Genomic DNA, 17,178 nt, shown 5'->3' with positions numbered 1-17,178 from the left:
AGTTGATAAACATTCTCTTGTCCCGCTCGGAAGCCGCACCGCTAAGCGAGGTACCCTGCATATATGAGCGACTACCGACCTCCTCTTGCTGACATTCGGCTGGCTTTGCAATCCATTAGTGATTTAGAAAGCATTTGCGAACTACCCGGCTTTGACCATGTAGACCCCGAAACAATCGACGGGTTGCTTGATGAGTTTGGCCGTTTTGTGGCTGAGGTTGTTGCCCCCACTGATCGGGTGGGAGACCTTGAAGGTTGTTCGGTAAAAGACGGGGTGGTCACTTTGCCCCAAGAGTTCCAGACCGCTTGGGATCAGTTTGTGGCCGCCGGGTGGGCCACCCTTTCCCAAGACCCCGAATACGGGGGCGGCGGTTTTCCAAAAGCGGTGCAAACCGTGGTGACAGAAATGTTGGGCTCCGCTAACCGGGCATGGTCTATGGGCCCCATGTTGACGGTGGGGGCGGTGGAGGCTTTGCATGCCTTTGCCACCGAAGAACAAAAAGAAGTGTTTCTTCCGAAAATGATTACCGCAGAGTGGTCGGGCACCATGAACTTGACCGAACCCCAGGCGGGCTCTGACGTGGGGGCTTTGACGACCAAAGCAGAACCGCAACAAGACGGCACTTGGCGTATTTTTGGCACCAAGATTTTCATTACTTTCGGCGAACATGAACTCGCCGAAAACATTATTCAAACGGTGCTGGCCCGTACCCCAAATAGCCCCCCGGGAACCAAAGGCATCTCGCTGTTTATCGTCCCTAAATATCTGGTCAACGAAGACGGCAGTTTGGGAGAGCGCAACGATTATCAGTGTCTTTCGCTTGAACACAAACTTGGCTTGCATGGCAGCCCTACTTGTGTGATGTCTTATGGGGAATCAGGTCAAGGCGCAGTGGGTTACCTTTTAGGTGAAGAACATCAAGGAATGCGTTACATGTTCAAAATGATGAACAACGCTCGCCTGGGCGTGGGGGTAGAGGGTTTAGCGGTAACCGAGCGCGCCTTGCAGTTGGCTGCTGATTACGCTCAGGAACGAGTTCAAGGCCGAGCGGTGGGTAGCCCGGCCGGGCAACCGTCGCCCATTGTGGACCATGCTGATGTGCGACGCATGTTGCTCACCATGCGCTCTTACACCGACGCCATGCGTAGTTTGCTGTACCTCAACGCAGCGTGCCTTGACATAGCGGCTCGCCACGACGACCCGACTGCGGCGCAAAAGGCTTCCGACCGGGCGGAACTCCTTACCCCGATCTCCAAAGCTTGGTGTACCGATGTGGGTTGTGAGATGACCTCGTTGGGTATCCAAGTTCATGGTGGCTACGGGTATATCGAAGAAACTGGTGCCGCACAGCATTTCCGTGATGCGCGAATTTCTCCGATTTACGAGGGCACCAATGGCATTCAAGCCTTGGATCTCATCGGCCGTAAACTCCCCATGAACGGGGGGCAGGTAATGAACGATCTGCTGGCCGATATTGAAGCAACTATTAAAGAGGCCGACCAGGCAGGCCCAGATTTTGTTGCCATGGTTGTTGGCCTAACCGATGCTTTGGCTGCCACGCGAGAAGCTAACCAGTGGATTACTGACCAGGGTACGGATCGCCCGAACGAGGTAATTGCTGGCGCTACCCCTTATTTGCGCATGTTCGGTCAACTAGTCGGCGGTTGGCTGGTGGTGCGTCAAGCGCTTTTTGCCCAAGAAAAGTTGGCCGATGGCGCCGGAGGTTCAGAGGATGACCATTTGGCGAGCAAAATTGTTTTGGCGCGTTTTTATGCGCAACAACTCTTGCCGGTGGTGCGGGCGCAACTTTCGTCGGTTACCGCCGGGGCCAGCGATCTTTATGCGATGGCTGCTGATGGGTTCGCCAACTAATGGGCTTCCTCGCTTTTTTGCCGAGCCCGAGCCGCGGTTCAATTGATCTTGGCTTTTTAGAGTTGCGGGCCTACGGGATGATGATCGCTCTCGGGGTGGTGGCTGCGGTGTGGGTGGCGCAGAAACGTTGGGTGGCCAAAGGCGGCCACCAAGATGACATTACGGCTATCGCATCGTGGGCTGTACCAGCCGGGTTAATTGGCGCCCGGGTCTATCACGTGGCTACCGATTGGAAGCGTTATCAAGGCAGTTGGGGAGATGCGGTAAAGATTTGGGAAGGCGGCTTGGGTATTCCGGGCGGTTTGGCGGCCGGGATAATTGTCGGCGTGTTGGTGGCTCGCCAACGGGGTATTTCTCCGTCGGGGATTCTGGATGCGGTAATTCCGAGTTTGCCGATAGCGCAAGCCATCGGTCGTTTAGGAAACTGGTTTAATCAAGAACTTTTTGGCGGCCCCACCGATTTGCCGTGGGGTTTAAAAATTGATGCGGCGCATCGACCAACAGAGTTTGTTGATGTGGCTACTTTTCACCCGACGTTTCTTTATGAAGGCCTCTGGAACCTCGCCTTGGCTTGGTTTTTGATGCGGGTCGATGCTCGGCGGATGCTCAAACCAGGTCACCTCTTGGGGCTCTGGATTTTCGGTTATGGCCTTGGTCGTCTGTGGGTGGAGGCTTTGCGTATCGACCACGCATCGCTCATTGCTGGGGTTCGGGTCAACATATGGTTGAGCATGATTGCTTTAGCAGTCGGGGCTTTTATCACCCTAAAGGGCCGTCAAAAATTAGGTTCTGGTAAGTAGCTATGGATGAAAATAGCTCACCTAATCGGCGTATCAAACGTACGTTTGCTTTTCTTGACCTTTCAGGATTTACGCATTTCACCAACACGGAAGGCGATGAGGCAGCCATGGAGTTGCTTATTGGTTTTCGCGAGTCGGTGCGGCGGGTGGCTTCTTTGCGGGGGGTCCGTATAGCCAAATGGTTGGGCGATGGAGCCATGTTGGTGGGGGTAGAGGCCGAAGAAACGGTAGAGGCAGTGATCGCTATGGAGGGGCTTGTTGACTTCTCTCAGTCACCGTTGCCTATGCGCGCTGGCATTGCCGAGGGCTACGTGTTGTTGATTGATGGGGATGATCATGTGGGGGCTCCAGTCATTCTGGCCTCAAGGCTTTGTGACCTTGCAGAACCGCACCAAGTGCTGGCTCCCGCTGATTTGGTAATTAAATTGATGGTAAATACTGCTGCTCGCAAAATCGGGTTGCGGTCTCTTGATGGTTTTAGCGATCCGATTGAGGTAGTGCAGTTGTCTTCGCTTGAAAAGTTTAAAAACCCTGGTGAACAGTGACCCCGTTTGAAAAAGAAGTTGCTCGGGTGCTGGAGGGGCTGCAACCGGGCGAGGTGTTGGCTTACGGTGAGGTAGCGGCAGAAGCAGGTTTCCCGGGGGCGCATCGTGCAGTAGGGCGTTTTTTAAAAACCAATCCAGGGTTTACTTGGTGGCGGGTCGTCACTGCTTCTGGCCGGTTGGTGCCGGGTTTAGAAAACGAACAAACCCGTCTTTTGTGTGCCGAAGGAGTAACCATCACCAACGGCCGCGTCGCCCCCACAAGTTCGTGACGTGGAGTCAGACCCCACGTCACGGGTAAGAAGCCGGGTCAAGGTGGCCTTGAGGTAGAGTAAAGAGGTCTATTGAGAAGTGTCGACTGCTGGATTGTTCGACCTCAATAGGTTCGTCACCCATGAAGAGCGGTGGCGGTACCTGTCAGAGTGGCGGGTGACGAACCCGGTGGCCTGGCTACCGAGAAATTAGGAAGCATGTCCACCAATGAGTTCGCGGCCCTCGGAGTAGATCCCGATATTGTCGAGGCCCTTTCAGAGCGGGGAATCACCTCGCCGTTCGATATTCAAACCATGACTATCCCTGACAGTTTGTCGCGGCGAGATGTCTGCGGGAAAGCCAAAACCGGCTCTGGAAAAACCTTGGCCTTTGGCATTCCCTGTGTGCAACTTATGTCTAAAGCCCAACCTGGGCGCCCCACTGCCCTTGCTTTGGTGCCGACCCGCGAGTTGGCTGTGCAAGTTTGTGCCGAACTCGAACCTTTGGCTGCAGTTCGTGGCCTTCGGGTACAAGCTATCTACGGCGGCGCCCCCATTGAGAAACAAATCGCTGCCTTAAACAAAGGGGTGGAGTTTATTGTGGCCACCCCCGGTCGTTTGATCGACCTGATAGAGCGAAAAGAAGTTTCTGTTGCTGCTTTAGAGTTGGTCATCGTTGACGAAGCAGATCGAATGGCCGATATGGGCTTTATGCCGCAGGTTGAATGGGTTCTCCGTGGGGTAGAAGGAAAACACCAGACCATGTTGTTCTCAGCCACCCTCGACGGCATGGTGGGCAGCCTCATTAGCCGGTATCAAACTGACCCGGCCATGCATGAGGTGGCCTATGAAGAGGTATCAGTTAAAGAAATGCAGCACCGCTTTTTGACTGTGCACGAAATGGACCGGATCAAAGTGGCGGCCACCATCATCAACGCTTCTAACCGCACCATTGTTTTTTCTCGCACCAAATGGGGGGCTGATAAGTTGGCCGCCAAACTAAACGATGCCGGTGTTTCTGCCGCTCCCATTCATGGAGATCTACGTCAGTCGCAACGCGAGAAATCTTTGAAAGATTTTGCCAGCGACAAGGTGCAAGCCTTGGTGGCTACCGATGTAGCGGCCCGCGGTATCCATATTGATGACGTTGACGTGGTAATTCACTACGACCCACCTTCTGACGCAAAAACTTATGTGCACCGTTCGGGCCGTACCGCTCGAGCCGGCGAATCTGGTGTGGTGGTCAGTTTGGTTCTCTGGAACGAAGAAATGGAAGTCCGGAAGTTGATGCGCCGCTTAGGTATGAAGTACCCCTTCGTGGAAATATTTTCTAATGATGAGCGGCTAAAAGACTTAGCTGCTTGGGATCCCGCTGAGGATGCCGCTTAACCCCAGCATGACGGCAGAGTAATTGTCTGCCCATCTGGAGACTAAATGGCCTACACTTTGGCCAAGACATTATGAGAGGTCCAGTTTCGGCTGGATCCGGCAACCTGGGACGGACACCCAAGGTGCCCGCTTGCCTTCTAGGCAAGGATGTGGTTCGTAAGAACAACAAAGTGTCCGGGGTCAGCAAATGCAGGCTCCCGGTCGCCGGGTTCCGGTGGTTCGTCTCACCAAAACATGACTGACCCCACCCACGGCATTTCTTCCGAGCCTGACTCGACTAAACCAGCCAGCAGTCGGCGTCTGCGTAGCGTCGACCTGCCGGTTACTGGTGCATGGCAAAAGGGTGACCCGGTGGGCGACCGCCAGTTTGTGGTAATTAACGAAGGGCGCCCGTTTGCTTTAGAAGGCGGCGGAACCCTCGACGAAGTCACCATGGCCTACGAAACCTGGGGCACTTTGTCGCCGCAAGCCGACAATGCGGTATTGGTGTGCCACGCTCTGACTGGCGATGCTCATGTCTTTGGTGAAGCCGGTAAAGGACACAAAACCCCTGGCTGGTGGAACGGCGTGGTCGGCCCAGGGCAAGCTTTGGACCCCGCTAAGCATTTCATTGTTTGTATCAACGTGTTGGGGGGTTGCCAAGGGTCAACCGGCCCGGCTTCGCCTAACCCAATAACCGAGTTGCCTTATGGCTCGGCTTTTCCGGTGGTCACAACCCGAGACATGGTCCGGGCTCAAGTTGGGGTAGCCGACCATTTGGGTATCGACCAATGGAAGTTAGTTATCGGCGGCTCAATGGGCGGAATGCAAGTTTTGGAATGGGGGATCATGTACCCCGACCGGGTGGGGGCGCTGGCTCCGCTAGCTACTGCTTTGGCGGCCAGTCCTTGGCAAATCGGTTGGAGCGCCGCCGGCCGCAACGCTTTGGTTTTGGACCCTCAGTTTCTTGGCGGCGACTATTACCAACAGGAACTTGGTCAAGGCCCACATAACGGGTTGGCGGTAGCTCGTTCTATCGCTCAGATTCATTACCGTAGTGCGGGGTCTTTTTCTGAACGTTTTGGCCGGGAGGTAGCGAACCCTCGCAGCATCTACGGCTTGTGGGACCAGTTTCAGGTGGAGTCTTATTTGGATTACCACGGCGAAAAACTGGTACGCCGTTTTGATGCCAACAGTTACTTGGTGCTTAACCGGGCCATGGATCTTCATGATGTGGCTCGCCAACGAGGAAGCGTGCACGAAGCCGTCTCAAGGGTGGCTCGGGTACCGGTAATGACCCTCAGCATTAGCTCTGACTTTTTGTATCCGGTAGAACAGCAAAAAGAAATTTACGAAGCGGTGCAAGCAATAGGTGGCCAATGCACGCAGTATGTGGTCGAAAACGATGACGGACATGACGGGTTTTTAACGGCCACCCACGAAGTATCAACGCATATAAAGCATTTTTTAGAGGAGATTTCCTAATGGCAGAAAACAATGAACAACCACTTGATTTGCGGACCCGTGCGGTTATGGCGGGTCGGGCAGAGGGCGAAAACTCATTGGCTCCGGTGCTCTACCCGTCGTCGGTCTTTACCTATGACTCCGTAGAAGAAGGACAAAAACTTGCTACCTCGTTGGCTCCGGAACGCTTTTACACGCGTTACGGGAACCCCACCATTAATGCGTTTGAAGAAGCGGTGGCCGACCTCGAAGGGGCCGAAGCGGCTCGAGCGTTTTCGTCGGGCATGGGGGCCATGAGCACGGTGGTGATGGGGCTGTGTTCTTCGGGCGACCATATTGTGGCTCAGCGCCAAATCTATGCCGGGACACAGCTGTTGTTGCAATCGGTGTGCCCCCGTATGGGCATTGACGTGACGTTTGTGGACGGCACCGCAGAAGGTGCTTTTGCCGATGCGGTTATCCCCGGTAAAACGATGCTGGTTATTGCCGAAACACCGGCTAACCCACGCCTAGATTTGGTGGACCTTGAAGCGCTGGGGGCGCTGAGTGGCCCTATGACCGTGGTGGATTCTACTTTTGCTACCCCGTTGGGTCAAAACCCGTTGGCTTTTGGGGTGGATTTAGTTTTGCATTCGGCCACCAAAGGCATCGCGGGTCATAACGACGCCACCATTGGGGTGGTGGCCGGCAGCCAAGAGTTGTTGGCTTGGTTGTGGAGTTTTGCCGTGTTGCACGGGGGTAATGCTTCGCCGTTCGATGCTTTGAATGCGCTTCGTGGTTTGCGTACCTTGGGGGTGCGTCTTGATCAGCAAGCAGCTACGGCGCTGCATTTGGCGCAGTTTTTAGAAAGCAACCCAGGGGCCTGCGAGGTGCGGTATCCCGGTTTAGATTCTCACCCGCAACGAGCGTTGGCTAAGCGCCAAATGAATTCAAACGGTTCGTTGTTGACTTTTGATTTGGTGGGCGGGGCAGAGGCTGGCCAAAAGTTTGTGGAGGCTACGAAAATAGCTTGGCAAGCCACTTCGTTGGGAGGGCCAGAGACGTTGGTGACCCACCCGGCGAGTACCACCCATGTCAGCTTGACCCCTGAGGAGCTTGCGCTTTCGGGTATTGGTCCGGGCACGGTGCGGGTGTCGTGTGGTCTTGAGCAGGTCAACGATTTGCAAGCCGACTTTGTTCAAGCGTTGGCTGCAACAGAGGGGTAAGCCCCATGCCAGAGATTTTAGAAATTGAGGTCTACCGCCGGTTAGCCGAGCAAGTGGTGGGTCGTACCGTGCATTCGGTGCAGGCCCCGGACACTTGGTTTATTAAAGGCGGGGCCACCCCGGAGTCGGTGTCTGCTGCTCTGGTGGGCCGACGATTTACTGAGGCTCGGCGTATTGGCAAGTTGTTGTTGCTGGATTCTGGCGGGCCTACGTTAGGTCTACGTTTTGGCATGACGGGTCGTTTGTTGGTGGATGGTCAGGCAGCCATTGAGCATTTGGAATGGGGAAGCCGAAGGTTTAACCCGGCGTGGCATCGTTTTGGTTTAACGTTTACGGGGGGCGGCCAGTTGATTATGGATGATCCTCGACGTTTTGGTGGGGTAGAAATAGCTCCTGATGAAGCAGCCTTAGGTCCCGATGCGTGGACTCTGGGGGTTGGGGGTTTACGCCTGGCTTTGTCGGGTGGCCGAGGTCCGTTAAAAGCACGGTTGTTGGATCAATCTCGCATCGCCGGGTTGGGCAATTTGTTGGTTGATGAAATGTGTTGGCGAGCTGGTTTAGACCCCCGTCGGCCGGCCGGTTTGTTGAGCGATCAAGAGAGCAAAGTGCTGGCTCGGGTAATGCGCCAAGTGCTCAACCAGTTGGATAAGCGTGGGGGTTCGCACATGGGAGAATTGTTCGAACACCGCCATCCTGGTGCTTGTTGCCCTCAAGAGGGTGAGCCGTTGGTAAAGGCCACTATTGGTGGGCGAACTACTTGGTGGTGCCCGCAGCATCAGCAGTAACGGGTTTGTGGGACTATCCTGAAGATTCGGAGAGGGAGCAAGTCACTATGAGCCTTGGGGCAAAACGAAAATCAGGCGGGCTTAGGTTTGCTACAGCTTTGCTTTTTACCGGTTTGTTTTTGGTTCCTTCGGTTGGCGCGCAGGTAACCACCGTAGAGACGATTCCTTCTGCGGTAGATGCAGAGGGAAAAACGGCCAACGATCGGGTGAATGAAATTGTGCTGACCTTGCGCCTAATTGCTGGGGGAGTGGCTATGGGTGCGGTCGGGTTTTGGTGGCACACTCGCCCCACGCAGCGATGGCAAGCGGCGGTTGACCGAGGCGAGGTAGACGGTACCGTTTCGGCGCCGAAACAGAAAAAACCGTTATTGCGAGAAAGTAATACTGAACCGAGGCCCCGGAGCGAGGCGAAATCTTCGAGAGAGCTTCTGTCAAATTCTATGAGCCGTGAAGTACCTGGTAACGATGCCGATGAAGGAGCAACTAATCATGTCTGAGGAGTTAGATGTTGAGGCCATGTTGGAGCGTTTTCGTGAACGCTCGGCGGCGGTACGGAACCGGAACCTGCCCCCAATTGGTGGGGATGAGCGAAAAATGTTTATTGAACAAGCGCAAAATGATTTTCAAGATTTTGCCATTATCGGCGATGCCCAGTCGACTTTTGAAGATGGCGTGTTGACCTTGCGTATTGATTTAAGGCCGTCAGTCGACTCAACGTCGTAAGCGGCCGAATCGGCTTTTAGGCCGATAAGGTAACGACGCAATGCGGACGTAGCTCAGCTGGTAGAGCATCACCTTGCCAAGGTGAGGGTCGCGGGTTCGAATCTCGTCGTCCGCTCCATATGAAAACATAGTCTGAGCAGGGCATTTGACCTGTAAAGGCTGTAGATTACATGCGTGTAGTTTATGCATTTTGTTGCACAAAGTAAAGGCCAAATCGTTTCTTCTGCCTCTTTTTAACGGCCAGGGACGAAAGTTTTTATTTATTTATTCAACAATTATTGACGATGTTGGTGACCAAATATGGTTCGTCGCTGACAGAGTTACATCCCCTGACCGGTCGGGGAGAGCGACGGTTGCTGTGACAATGACCCAGGTATCTGAGTTTGATGTGTCGATGGTCCAGGCGACAGGGGTTTCGATGAGGAGTGGCCCTACGAAGATCGCTGACTGGTTTGCGTCTAAAGAATAGTTGTTGGGGAGGTCGCTTGACGAGAGGCCGTCAACGAGGTCTGCCCACGAGTTGGTTGCGATTTGAGCTACCTGACCATCTAGGGCAGCCAGAGCTTCGGAACGCATTTCTGAATCAGCAGCCGCCAGGGACAGGCGAGCAGCGGTTACCAAAACCATCGCGGCGACAATCGAAAAGATCACAATCGATGCGGCGGCTTCTAACATGCCAACACCTCTGCGGCGCATCATGACAGTTCCCCAGTGTCCGTGGAGTACAACGCAGCCGCTGTGCAGATTGTTGGCGTGGGTGTTACTACTTGAGCTTCCGCTATGCCTTTTTGGGTGCTAGACGGATTCCACGGATTAGAGGTTTCGATGTAGACGCAAGTGCCGTCGGCCAGAGCAGAGACAACCAGGACAGGGGAGGCGGCGTTTACCGAAGAGTACGCTGTGACCGTTGCGAGGTCGATGTTGAGTAAACCAGGTAACACAGTCAAGTCGCTAGTGAAGCCACTACGGTTGCTGAGAGCGTAATCGTGTTCAGCTAACGCCACAGTTTGTAGATCTACTTTGGAGACAGCAGAGCGATGCAGTACGTCGTCAGTGTTGATGCGTCCCCAGAGTATCCCTGAGACGATGCCCATGAGGAGAAAAACAACGACTGCTTCCATGAGAGCAAAACCACGGTTACGTGTTTTCATGCGGTAAACCCCCAGCGAGCATGCAAAGTTGCGTCGAGGTCGAGTTCTTTCGTAGAGCCGACCAGCAAGGAATCCAAAGCTACAGAGGTGCCCAGTTTGTGTTGAAGAGTTTGAACTGCGTCTGGGTGCTCGTCGGCCCAGGCGTGAAGGGCCGTGGTGAAAGCATCCCGGTTATCGTTGGTGTAGAAGGAGTACCCGTCTTCGAAGCCAAAAGTAACGACTGTGGCTTTGGAGGCAGCACAAGTTGTTCGTGACTTAGGTGCTGATCCAGTAATGATTCTGCCAGTGGTTGACCGAGGAGGGACTTGTGGTTCATTGGCAGCAGCAGAAAATATTGAATTTCGGCCGCTCGTTACTGCTATTGATCTCGGATTTCCCTATGAGGGTCCTTAGTGATTTATTTTACTAATCAACTATTTGTACCTTCATTCCTAAAGTGACATGCTCTAAAAAAATTTCAATATCTTCTGGTTTCATGCGGACGCAGCCATTTGAAACTTTTCCTCCTATTAATTCGGGAGACGAAGTGCTATGTATAGCAATTGCTGGCCTCTTGCCTCCAAAATTGTCTAAAACTTCTGAGTGTTGATTTAGCCCAAAGATACGGTCACCATAACCTTGACTGAAGTAAACAGAAGAGGTTGACCGTTCCCAAAGATAATCAATGACCGCATCAATTAGAGGAGTTGGAGAGGAGTCTTTCCCGATCGCTACCGGAGCTTCAGCCAGAACCTTATTGTTTAAATTCTTACATGCCATTAAAGGCACTTCAGATAAACCAAAAACAGAACACTCTTTTGACGTAATTACTTTTGCTGTCCGCTCGGATAAATCAATGACTATTTTCTTATCACTATAAAAAATGTCTACGTCTTTAGATAAAATCCATGCCTTTGACCCATTTGGTAAACGAGGAAGTATTACTTCTAAATATTTGCCCTTTACCTCGCCAGTTGTTTGCAGCGTACGAAACCCTTCAAACGGCCCGGGGTTAGTTAATCCTTCTGAATATATAGCGTCAGGATCAGGGGAAAAATAAAAATCTAGAACCGGAATCTTTTCTTTGACTATTGCGTATCCAGAAACCGTCGGGATAGTTAACGAAATTTGACTATTTATTTCTGTATCTTCGACTGGTGATTCACTTTGTTGCTGAATTTCAGAAGGAGTAGTTATTAAAGGCAAGGAACTGGTAGCGACTATCTCTTCAATTAAATTCTCACCAGTAACTAATATCGGTCTTTCGGGCTTGCTGCAAGAAGAGAACCCAAAAATAAGTAAGGAAAGAAAAAAGAATGAAAGAAATTTACGGTATTTGAGCCTCATAGCAATTAAAAATTATCCCTAATTTTATGTGGATGTAGTTCAATGGTAGAACCTTAGCGTTGGGGCATAATCAACGACCGGTCATCTTTGGTTGACTCTTCAAAAGAAGTAAAGGAAGCTCTTGGAGGTTCAACTAGGTCAGTCATTTGCACTCCCAACTAAATTAAGCGTTCTTAATTTCAGTTTAGGTCAAAGACGAGAAAATTTGATTGCCGGGCTTACATGTTTGGTTACTGGCTTCCACCTAGGTTATGGAAGAAGCCAGCAACCAAAATGACTTAATTAGCCGGTAGGTAATGGCATTTCTGGACAGGAAGAAGCAGGAGAAGGAGCAAATACTCTTGGCTCAGTTTCTGCTGAATAGTAGGTGGTTCCTGATACGGAAAGAGACCAAGCTACATACCATTCTTGACCGTTGCTGACTTGGAAATTTACTGCCTTTTGTTCACCAGCATCAATGAGAACTTCTTTGGTATTGGATGGTTCTCCATCAATAAAGAGCACTAGTGTTGCCAAGGCATTCCAACCAGATTTTTCGTTATTTAGAACCATGTTTATGGATTCTGAACCACAGTTTGGAGCAGTTGTTAAACCAAAATTGAGTTCGTAAGGGCAACTAATTGCCATTGTAGATTCAATTACTATGGATGCAGTGATTGATTTACCACCGGTGCTTAATGCGGTTGCGAGTATTTCAACACTGATCATTTTGCCAGGATCTGGGACAGGAATATCTATGCGGTAAGCATCGAGAGACCCTTCTCCTACTTCCTGTGTAGTAGAAAGTGCATCAAGTTTCGCAGCTGATGTAGTTGAACCATCAAAAACATCTACCTGGAAACTCGCATGGAAATCTGACCGAGAATTATCAAGAGTTAATTCAACAATTTTCGGATCAGCACCACATTGTGCAACCAGAGTCACTGTTGGATCAAAGGTCGTAGGTTCACCCTCACAATCTGTATACACGGATTCAGTTACGGCACTCCAGCCAGATTGATCGGCATGAAGGGATTTGATCCGCACCTCATATTCCATTCGTTTTTCGCCAGTCTCTGTGATGAAGACTTCTTTATCGAAACCGGCGGGGAGAGTTTCCCAATCTATAACTGTTGTTTCATTCTTTTCAAAATCAATCGCTACAAGCTTGTATCGAACATCCACTTCAGAATCACTGTTATTTACTGTGAAACTTACAAAGGCATCATTATCTACACCACATGCAAAGGTCATAGAAGTTGAAGGAGAAAAATCCGGACATGTTGTTACCGGAAACACGAGTGCAGCTCCAAAAACATCGTTTAGAGAATAAACGCTGATCGCGATCGGTTCATTTTCAGCCAGGGTAAGAGTTTCGGTATACGTGGCACCCGGAACAACATTGGTTCGATTCAGATTGAATACGTCCACGCCTCCGGCGACACTGGTGATTTGTACCGTGTTCCCATCGGTCACTGGATCAGAGTTATTAGTTGTAAGCGTGGAATTAGAGTTATCTACTGTGAAGGTAACGGTGACTGCATCGTTTGATGCGCAGGCAATAGTTCCACTAATTGTTGGTGCGAAAACAGGTTCCACACAGTCCAATGTCATATCGTCTGTGGCCGATTCTGGAATCCGATAAGGTCCGAAGCTTCCAGCAGTAGCGCCAGCGACTTCCCATTGAATACCCCACGTAGAATCCTCTGGAATATTTAAATCCGCGTTGGTTAACGTAACAGTTCCAGCTGCTGGAACAGCTTGAGTGATTGATGTTTGGTTCACGCCATTCATAATTGGTGTAATAGTGAAATTCGCTATCTGATTTGATTCAGTGTTATCCAGAACTACCGAGACGCCGTCACCTGCACAATCGGTTTCTGCTTGGACTTGGACACACAAAACGTTGATCGCGTCATTAGCAGACTGATTCAAAACCACTTCGCTGTAATCAGTTGAATTGACAACACTATTTAAAGAGCCTTGTCCCTCAATTACAAGATAAAGCAACGTATCTGCCGCAGGGATCGTGATTCCGGTTGCATACGCGGTAGGTCCAACTCCAGCTGCAACTACCTGTGATGCTGACTCTGCTGTTATCTGAGTGACTGTTCCTAACGAATCAACAGTGTAAACACCAACAACAAAATTCGAATCAATATCTGAGGCACTGTTATCTAGATTTACAACAATGGTTCCGGCCGCACAATCAATATCGATAGTAGCGGTCGGGGTAAATACATAGTCTCCAACCACTCCTGCATCGGCTCGATGAACACTGCTGTCACAACTCACAGTAAAGGGTGACGACATGGAGTTGACTGCAGCTGATATTTCTGTATCCGAATCCAATACTGCTGTATTCACACTGTCAGGATTATTTTGAACGGTGTATCCAGCAGGGGTGAAACCAGTCGGCCAAGTTGCATCTGAATAATCAAACTCGGCTTGCCACGTAATTATGCCACCACTGTTGTCTTTACAAGGAAGGTTGGCTTCCCACTTATAATTCGTGTCATTCGTGCCGCCCATTACGGCATGATCCTCAAATCTCATTGCACCTGGCAAATGAACGACATTGCCAGCTGAATCCAAGTAGGGAGTTACGTTCGTGAACGTAACGTCATACCCGGTTACATGTGGTTCCGTTCCAGCTTCTACCGCAGTCCGGTTGCCGTCTTTGTTGAAATCAACCCACATGTATCCATAAACATCACCAAATTCAAGAGGGACGCTAAGAATCGAAACCGCACATCCCATACCATCGTTCTGGTTTGTTGCTGGAAGACCTCCCGCTTTAGAAAAAGTAACTTTTTGAGAGTTATCAGTGATATCAATAGAGTCAAGGTTTAATGTGACTACTGTTCCCGTATCTCCACCATTACTGGAAAAGAAAACTCCAGGAGCACCGTTGTTGTCTGTAACTTTGTAAGCCGCCCCGTATCCCTCATCAGGCATGGGTTTGCCGTCAGAAAATCCAAAACTAGCGAATTGCGTAATGATGTTACCGGCGACGTCATAAACATAGACACCTCCTGCTCCTCCGCTTACTGACTGTATTCCTATTAAATAGGTTTTTTCTCCCGAACCGAAATCATCCGTCACCGCAATCAGGTCTGCTCCTCTCATAGATGAGGCTCCGAGAGAAGGGGTAAGGGTCGGTATGTTTGCGTCGGTTATGTCCCAGTGATTTAGATTCGCCTGCGCATTGATTTGCGCTGCAGTAATCTTTGCTACAACGCCACCCGATGTCCAATAATAAAAGTTTCCATCATCGTCAAAAGTACCGTTGTTAGACCACCCACCTGCAGTTCCGTAGTTAGGTAGCTTGAAGACGTATTCAAATTTTTCGTCATCGAAACGAACTAGATATGACCTATCGTCTTCAAATCTGAGCAAGGCATATGCTTCATCTGTCGTGGGATGAATAGCAGTCCCATTTAAATATTCATAGTTGTTAGCAGCATTTCCATCACTTGACGTCCAAGTAAAAGGCATTTCCCAAAGAGTATTAAACCCACCTGCTGATGGATCTAACACAACTACCGCATAGGCCGTACTGTCTTCATTGAGCCGTACTTGTATCTGGCCGTTTACGTCAGGTGAGCTACAAGGAAACGGATCTATCGATGCTTCTTCAATGACTACACAATCAGTTGCATAGTAAGTAGTGGCGGTAGGTACTTCTCCTTTTTCACCAATCTCAAGTACGATCTGATCATTTGGGCTGACGTCCAAAGTAATGTTTTTTATAGAGTCATTTTCTGGAGAATCTGTCCCATGAGGAATCGTTGTGATGAAACTTTGAGTAAAACCATCAACGATTGCTCTGAAACTTGCGTCAACATTTGACATACTGTTATTTATCGCAACACCGATTTCGTATTTGTCTCCTACGGAGTTACAGGTACCAACGGTATGGTTTGCGTTAAAAATAGTTTCTTCAGAAAAATCCCCATCACAGGCTGCTGTATTGAGTGTGCCGCCGCTTGGAATCAGCTCTAAAATTTTGTTGCCATCGTTAGGATTTTTAACTTCGACAGACCATGTTTGATCTTTTTCGATATCAACAGTGAGAATCAACTCTCCCTGAGAACCATTTTTCTTACCTGGAACAGACATCTTGTGAGTTCCGTCTAACGTTGGGTTATAGGCAGAACCACTACTGAAATATTGACCTCCAGTAACAACTACATTGTTTACTTTTACAGTAATAAAAACATTTTGAGGGTTGTCTTCGCTATTAAAGATCGAAATCGGGAAAGTAGAACCCTTACCGTCCGGGTCAGCGAGGTTACAGTCCGGCGGCCACGTTGATGCAACAAGAGAACCTAAACGAGGTGGCGGGTCATTAGGACATCCTGCTCCATCGTTCTCAGAAGTTGCTGCAGTCTTACCAACATGAGTTACATCAAAACTGTTTCCACCCGTAATAGTAATATTTCCATCACTGTTCGGATCTGGCAGTTCAACCTGAATCATTTGACCAGACTTATTCGCCGTGAAATATATGTAAGTTTTATCGTCACCCAATTTGAAGTTATATGACGCACCAAACGTGTCTTTTTTAGCTTCTGCTTCTGCAGGTATAGATACACCAGAAATTTTGGCGGTACTCGGACCAGCAGCTTGACCTAAAAATACTGTTCCCGTTGTTCCAGAACTATCCGGATGAAGAGCGATCAGGTCATAAATTTGGGTTCCATTTACATCACTTTGCCCAGCACCAGGGCTATAAGAACCAGTCCAAGAAATCCCTTCCCTTATCCAAGAGAAATCTTTTGGCCCACCACGATCATTACCCGTTCGAGTTTCTTCTTTTTGAACAAGCGGGACCGCAGCCCCTTCTGCCCTATAGAGAAGAACGTTATAAGGCGCAGATTTAAAAAAGTTTCCACCCATCACTACTTTTGGCAGGCCGAGGAGAGCGGTCTCATAATAAGTAGCGGCATTAATATTCGTTGGGTTACCAGCCAACTCTGCGATTGCTCGCATCGTTCCAAGCTCACCCTCCGCGGGGGGAATTAATTGAACATAATATGCGGATCCCTTTCCATCTACAGGTTGAATCGCAACATACGCGTTTCCATAAGGATCCATAGCAAGTCCATTTACCTGCTCAAAGTTATTCTTTAAAAATGTGTTAGCAGAAAGTAATGTTTCCCCATTATCATTCTTTAATCCTCCATTAAGAGCTGGAGCCCAAGTACCCACAACATCATATTTTTCGGTGGCAGCGTTATATCTCGCTAGTTGTAAATGAATATGGCTCTCTGGGTTAATGTTCAGTGCTGTTACCTCTGAAGGAACTGCCCCATTACCATTAAACAAGTTCTTTGATTGTTTCGTAGAGTTCGCCCACATCATTTGATACGGGAAGCCACCACGCCCTTCAGAAGAACAAGTAAACCCAGTATCGGAAGGTAAATCTTCAACAGATGCACCCGCGGTACGAGTTGTTTGAGGAACAACAACGAGAAGTGTGGCCGCGACCGCGACAGCGAGAATCCCAAAAAATATGTTTCTTTGGAATTGTAAAAACTTACTAACTTTCAACATTGTTATTCACTTTCATTGTTTTCCTCGGAAGGATTTTCTTCGGTAGCCCATAAAGCGCGCTTTGACGAACCTTTTCGAAGGCTCGATTTCCGCGACTTTCGCTGTAAGTTTTTAACTGGTGTCATACTCAACTACCCCTTGCAATGAATTTAT

Annotated in this window: 14 protein-coding genes and 1 tRNA gene; 11 read left to right on the top strand and 4 right to left on the bottom strand. The window is 49.8% G+C overall.

The features are described from left to right. Nucleotides 1–63: 63 nt before the first annotated feature. From EYQ49_00145 to EYQ49_00095, 11 genes are all read left to right on the top strand, one after another. Nucleotides 64–1,872, top strand: coding sequence for an acyl-CoA dehydrogenase (locus tag EYQ49_00145; GenBank protein ID HIG24287.1), 1,809 nt, complete (start codon nucleotides 64–66; stop codon nucleotides 1,870–1,872). Then, entirely contained in the window at nucleotides 1,872–2,672 is an 801-nt protein-coding gene (locus EYQ49_00140) for a prolipoprotein diacylglyceryl transferase (GenBank protein HIG24286.1), read from the top strand. Before EYQ49_00145 ends, EYQ49_00140 begins: the two co-directional genes overlap by 1 nt. Before the next feature lie 2 nt (nucleotides 2,673–2,674). Further along, nucleotides 2,675–3,217 carry an adenylate/guanylate cyclase domain-containing protein gene (locus EYQ49_00135; protein HIG24285.1) on the top strand — a complete coding sequence of 181 codons (543 nt, stop codon included), beginning with the start codon at nucleotides 2,675–2,677 and terminating at the stop codon, nucleotides 3,215–3,217. After that, nucleotides 3,214–3,486 (top strand): 6-O-methylguanine DNA methyltransferase, encoded by a 273-nt coding sequence (locus EYQ49_00130; protein HIG24284.1) that lies wholly within the window; start codon nucleotides 3,214–3,216, stop codon nucleotides 3,484–3,486. The genes EYQ49_00135 and EYQ49_00130 overlap by 4 nt, the downstream gene beginning before the upstream one ends. A gap of 198 nt (nucleotides 3,487–3,684) precedes the next feature. Then, complete coding sequence (locus EYQ49_00125) at nucleotides 3,685–4,854, top strand: DEAD/DEAH box helicase (GenBank protein ID HIG24283.1); 1,170 nt, start codon at nucleotides 3,685–3,687, stop codon at nucleotides 4,852–4,854. A gap of 234 nt (nucleotides 4,855–5,088) precedes the next feature. Further along, nucleotides 5,089–6,318: a homoserine O-acetyltransferase gene (locus EYQ49_00120; GenBank protein ID HIG24282.1), complete on the top strand. Its 1,230-nt coding sequence runs from the start codon at nucleotides 5,089–5,091 to the stop codon at nucleotides 6,316–6,318. Continuing rightward, nucleotides 6,318–7,502, top strand: coding sequence for an aminotransferase class I/II-fold pyridoxal phosphate-dependent enzyme (locus EYQ49_00115; protein ID HIG24281.1), 1,185 nt, complete (start codon nucleotides 6,318–6,320; stop codon nucleotides 7,500–7,502). The genes EYQ49_00120 and EYQ49_00115 overlap by 1 nt, the downstream gene beginning before the upstream one ends. 5 nt (nucleotides 7,503–7,507) lie before the next feature. Continuing rightward, the gene (locus EYQ49_00110; GenBank protein HIG24280.1) at nucleotides 7,508–8,287 is read left to right on the top strand and encodes a formamidopyrimidine-DNA glycosylase; all 780 of its coding nucleotides are present in this window, start codon (nucleotides 7,508–7,510) and stop codon (nucleotides 8,285–8,287) included. 47 nt (nucleotides 8,288–8,334) lie between these two features. Continuing rightward, entirely contained in the window at nucleotides 8,335–8,784 is a 450-nt protein-coding gene (locus EYQ49_00105) for a hypothetical protein (protein HIG24279.1), read from the top strand. After that, nucleotides 8,777–9,010: a hypothetical protein gene (locus tag EYQ49_00100; protein ID HIG24278.1), complete on the top strand. Its 234-nt coding sequence runs from the start codon at nucleotides 8,777–8,779 to the stop codon at nucleotides 9,008–9,010. Before EYQ49_00105 ends, EYQ49_00100 begins: the two co-directional genes overlap by 8 nt. A gap of 42 nt (nucleotides 9,011–9,052) precedes the next feature. After that, a tRNA-Gly gene (locus EYQ49_00095) sits at nucleotides 9,053–9,128 on the top strand. A 146-nt stretch (nucleotides 9,129–9,274) separates the two neighbouring features. Here EYQ49_00095 and EYQ49_00090 read toward each other — a convergent pair. From EYQ49_00090 to EYQ49_00075, 4 genes are all read right to left on the bottom strand, one after another. Continuing rightward, entirely contained in the window at nucleotides 9,275–9,685 is a 411-nt protein-coding gene (locus EYQ49_00090; protein HIG24277.1) for a hypothetical protein, read from the bottom strand. A gap of 20 nt (nucleotides 9,686–9,705) precedes the next feature. Continuing rightward, nucleotides 9,706–10,161: a hypothetical protein gene (locus tag EYQ49_00085; GenBank protein HIG24276.1), complete on the bottom strand. Its 456-nt coding sequence runs from the start codon at nucleotides 10,159–10,161 to the stop codon at nucleotides 9,706–9,708. A 405-nt stretch (nucleotides 10,162–10,566) separates the two neighbouring features. Next, nucleotides 10,567–11,487: a L,D-transpeptidase gene (locus tag EYQ49_00080; protein ID HIG24275.1), complete on the bottom strand. Its 921-nt coding sequence runs from the start codon at nucleotides 11,485–11,487 to the stop codon at nucleotides 10,567–10,569. A gap of 282 nt (nucleotides 11,488–11,769) precedes the next feature. Further along, nucleotides 11,770–17,025 carry a hypothetical protein gene (locus EYQ49_00075; GenBank protein HIG24274.1) on the bottom strand — a complete coding sequence of 1,752 codons (5,256 nt, stop codon included), beginning with the start codon at nucleotides 17,023–17,025 and terminating at the stop codon, nucleotides 11,770–11,772. Nucleotides 17,026–17,178 lie beyond the last annotated feature (153 nt).

This window comes from Acidimicrobiia bacterium (genome assembly GCA_012959995.1).
In the GTDB taxonomy this organism is placed as follows: Bacteria; Actinomycetota; Acidimicrobiia; order Acidimicrobiales; family MedAcidi-G1; genus MedAcidi-G2B.
Note: the sequence above shows the minus strand (reverse complement) of the source record. Positions and strands in the feature narration are given on the sequence as shown.

Bases quoted from the DNA above. Each gene is read 5' to 3' on its own strand.
- EYQ49_00075 (HIG24274.1), bottom strand. From the start codon at position 17,025: ATGTTGAAAGTTAGTAAGTTTTTACAATTCCAAAGAAACATATTTTTT.
- EYQ49_00125 (HIG24283.1), top strand. From the start codon at position 3,685: ATGTCCACCAATGAGTTCGCGGCCCTCGGAGTAGATCCCGATATTGTC.
- EYQ49_00110 (HIG24280.1), top strand. From the start codon at position 7,508: ATGCCAGAGATTTTAGAAATTGAGGTCTACCGCCGGTTAGCCGAGCAA.
- EYQ49_00080 (HIG24275.1), bottom strand. From the start codon at position 11,487: ATGAGGCTCAAATACCGTAAATTTCTTTCATTCTTTTTTCTTTCCTTA.
- EYQ49_00105 (HIG24279.1), top strand. From the start codon at position 8,335: ATGAGCCTTGGGGCAAAACGAAAATCAGGCGGGCTTAGGTTTGCTACA.
- EYQ49_00145 (HIG24287.1), top strand. From the start codon at position 64: ATGAGCGACTACCGACCTCCTCTTGCTGACATTCGGCTGGCTTTGCAA.
- EYQ49_00115 (HIG24281.1), top strand. From the start codon at position 6,318: ATGGCAGAAAACAATGAACAACCACTTGATTTGCGGACCCGTGCGGTT.
- EYQ49_00120 (HIG24282.1), top strand. From the start codon at position 5,089: ATGACTGACCCCACCCACGGCATTTCTTCCGAGCCTGACTCGACTAAA.
- EYQ49_00140 (HIG24286.1), top strand. From the start codon at position 1,872: ATGGGCTTCCTCGCTTTTTTGCCGAGCCCGAGCCGCGGTTCAATTGAT.
- EYQ49_00090 (HIG24277.1), bottom strand. From the start codon at position 9,685: ATGTTAGAAGCCGCCGCATCGATTGTGATCTTTTCGATTGTCGCCGCG.
- EYQ49_00135 (HIG24285.1), top strand. From the start codon at position 2,675: ATGGATGAAAATAGCTCACCTAATCGGCGTATCAAACGTACGTTTGCT.
- EYQ49_00100 (HIG24278.1), top strand. From the start codon at position 8,777: ATGTCTGAGGAGTTAGATGTTGAGGCCATGTTGGAGCGTTTTCGTGAA.
- EYQ49_00085 (HIG24276.1), bottom strand. From the start codon at position 10,161: ATGAAAACACGTAACCGTGGTTTTGCTCTCATGGAAGCAGTCGTTGTT.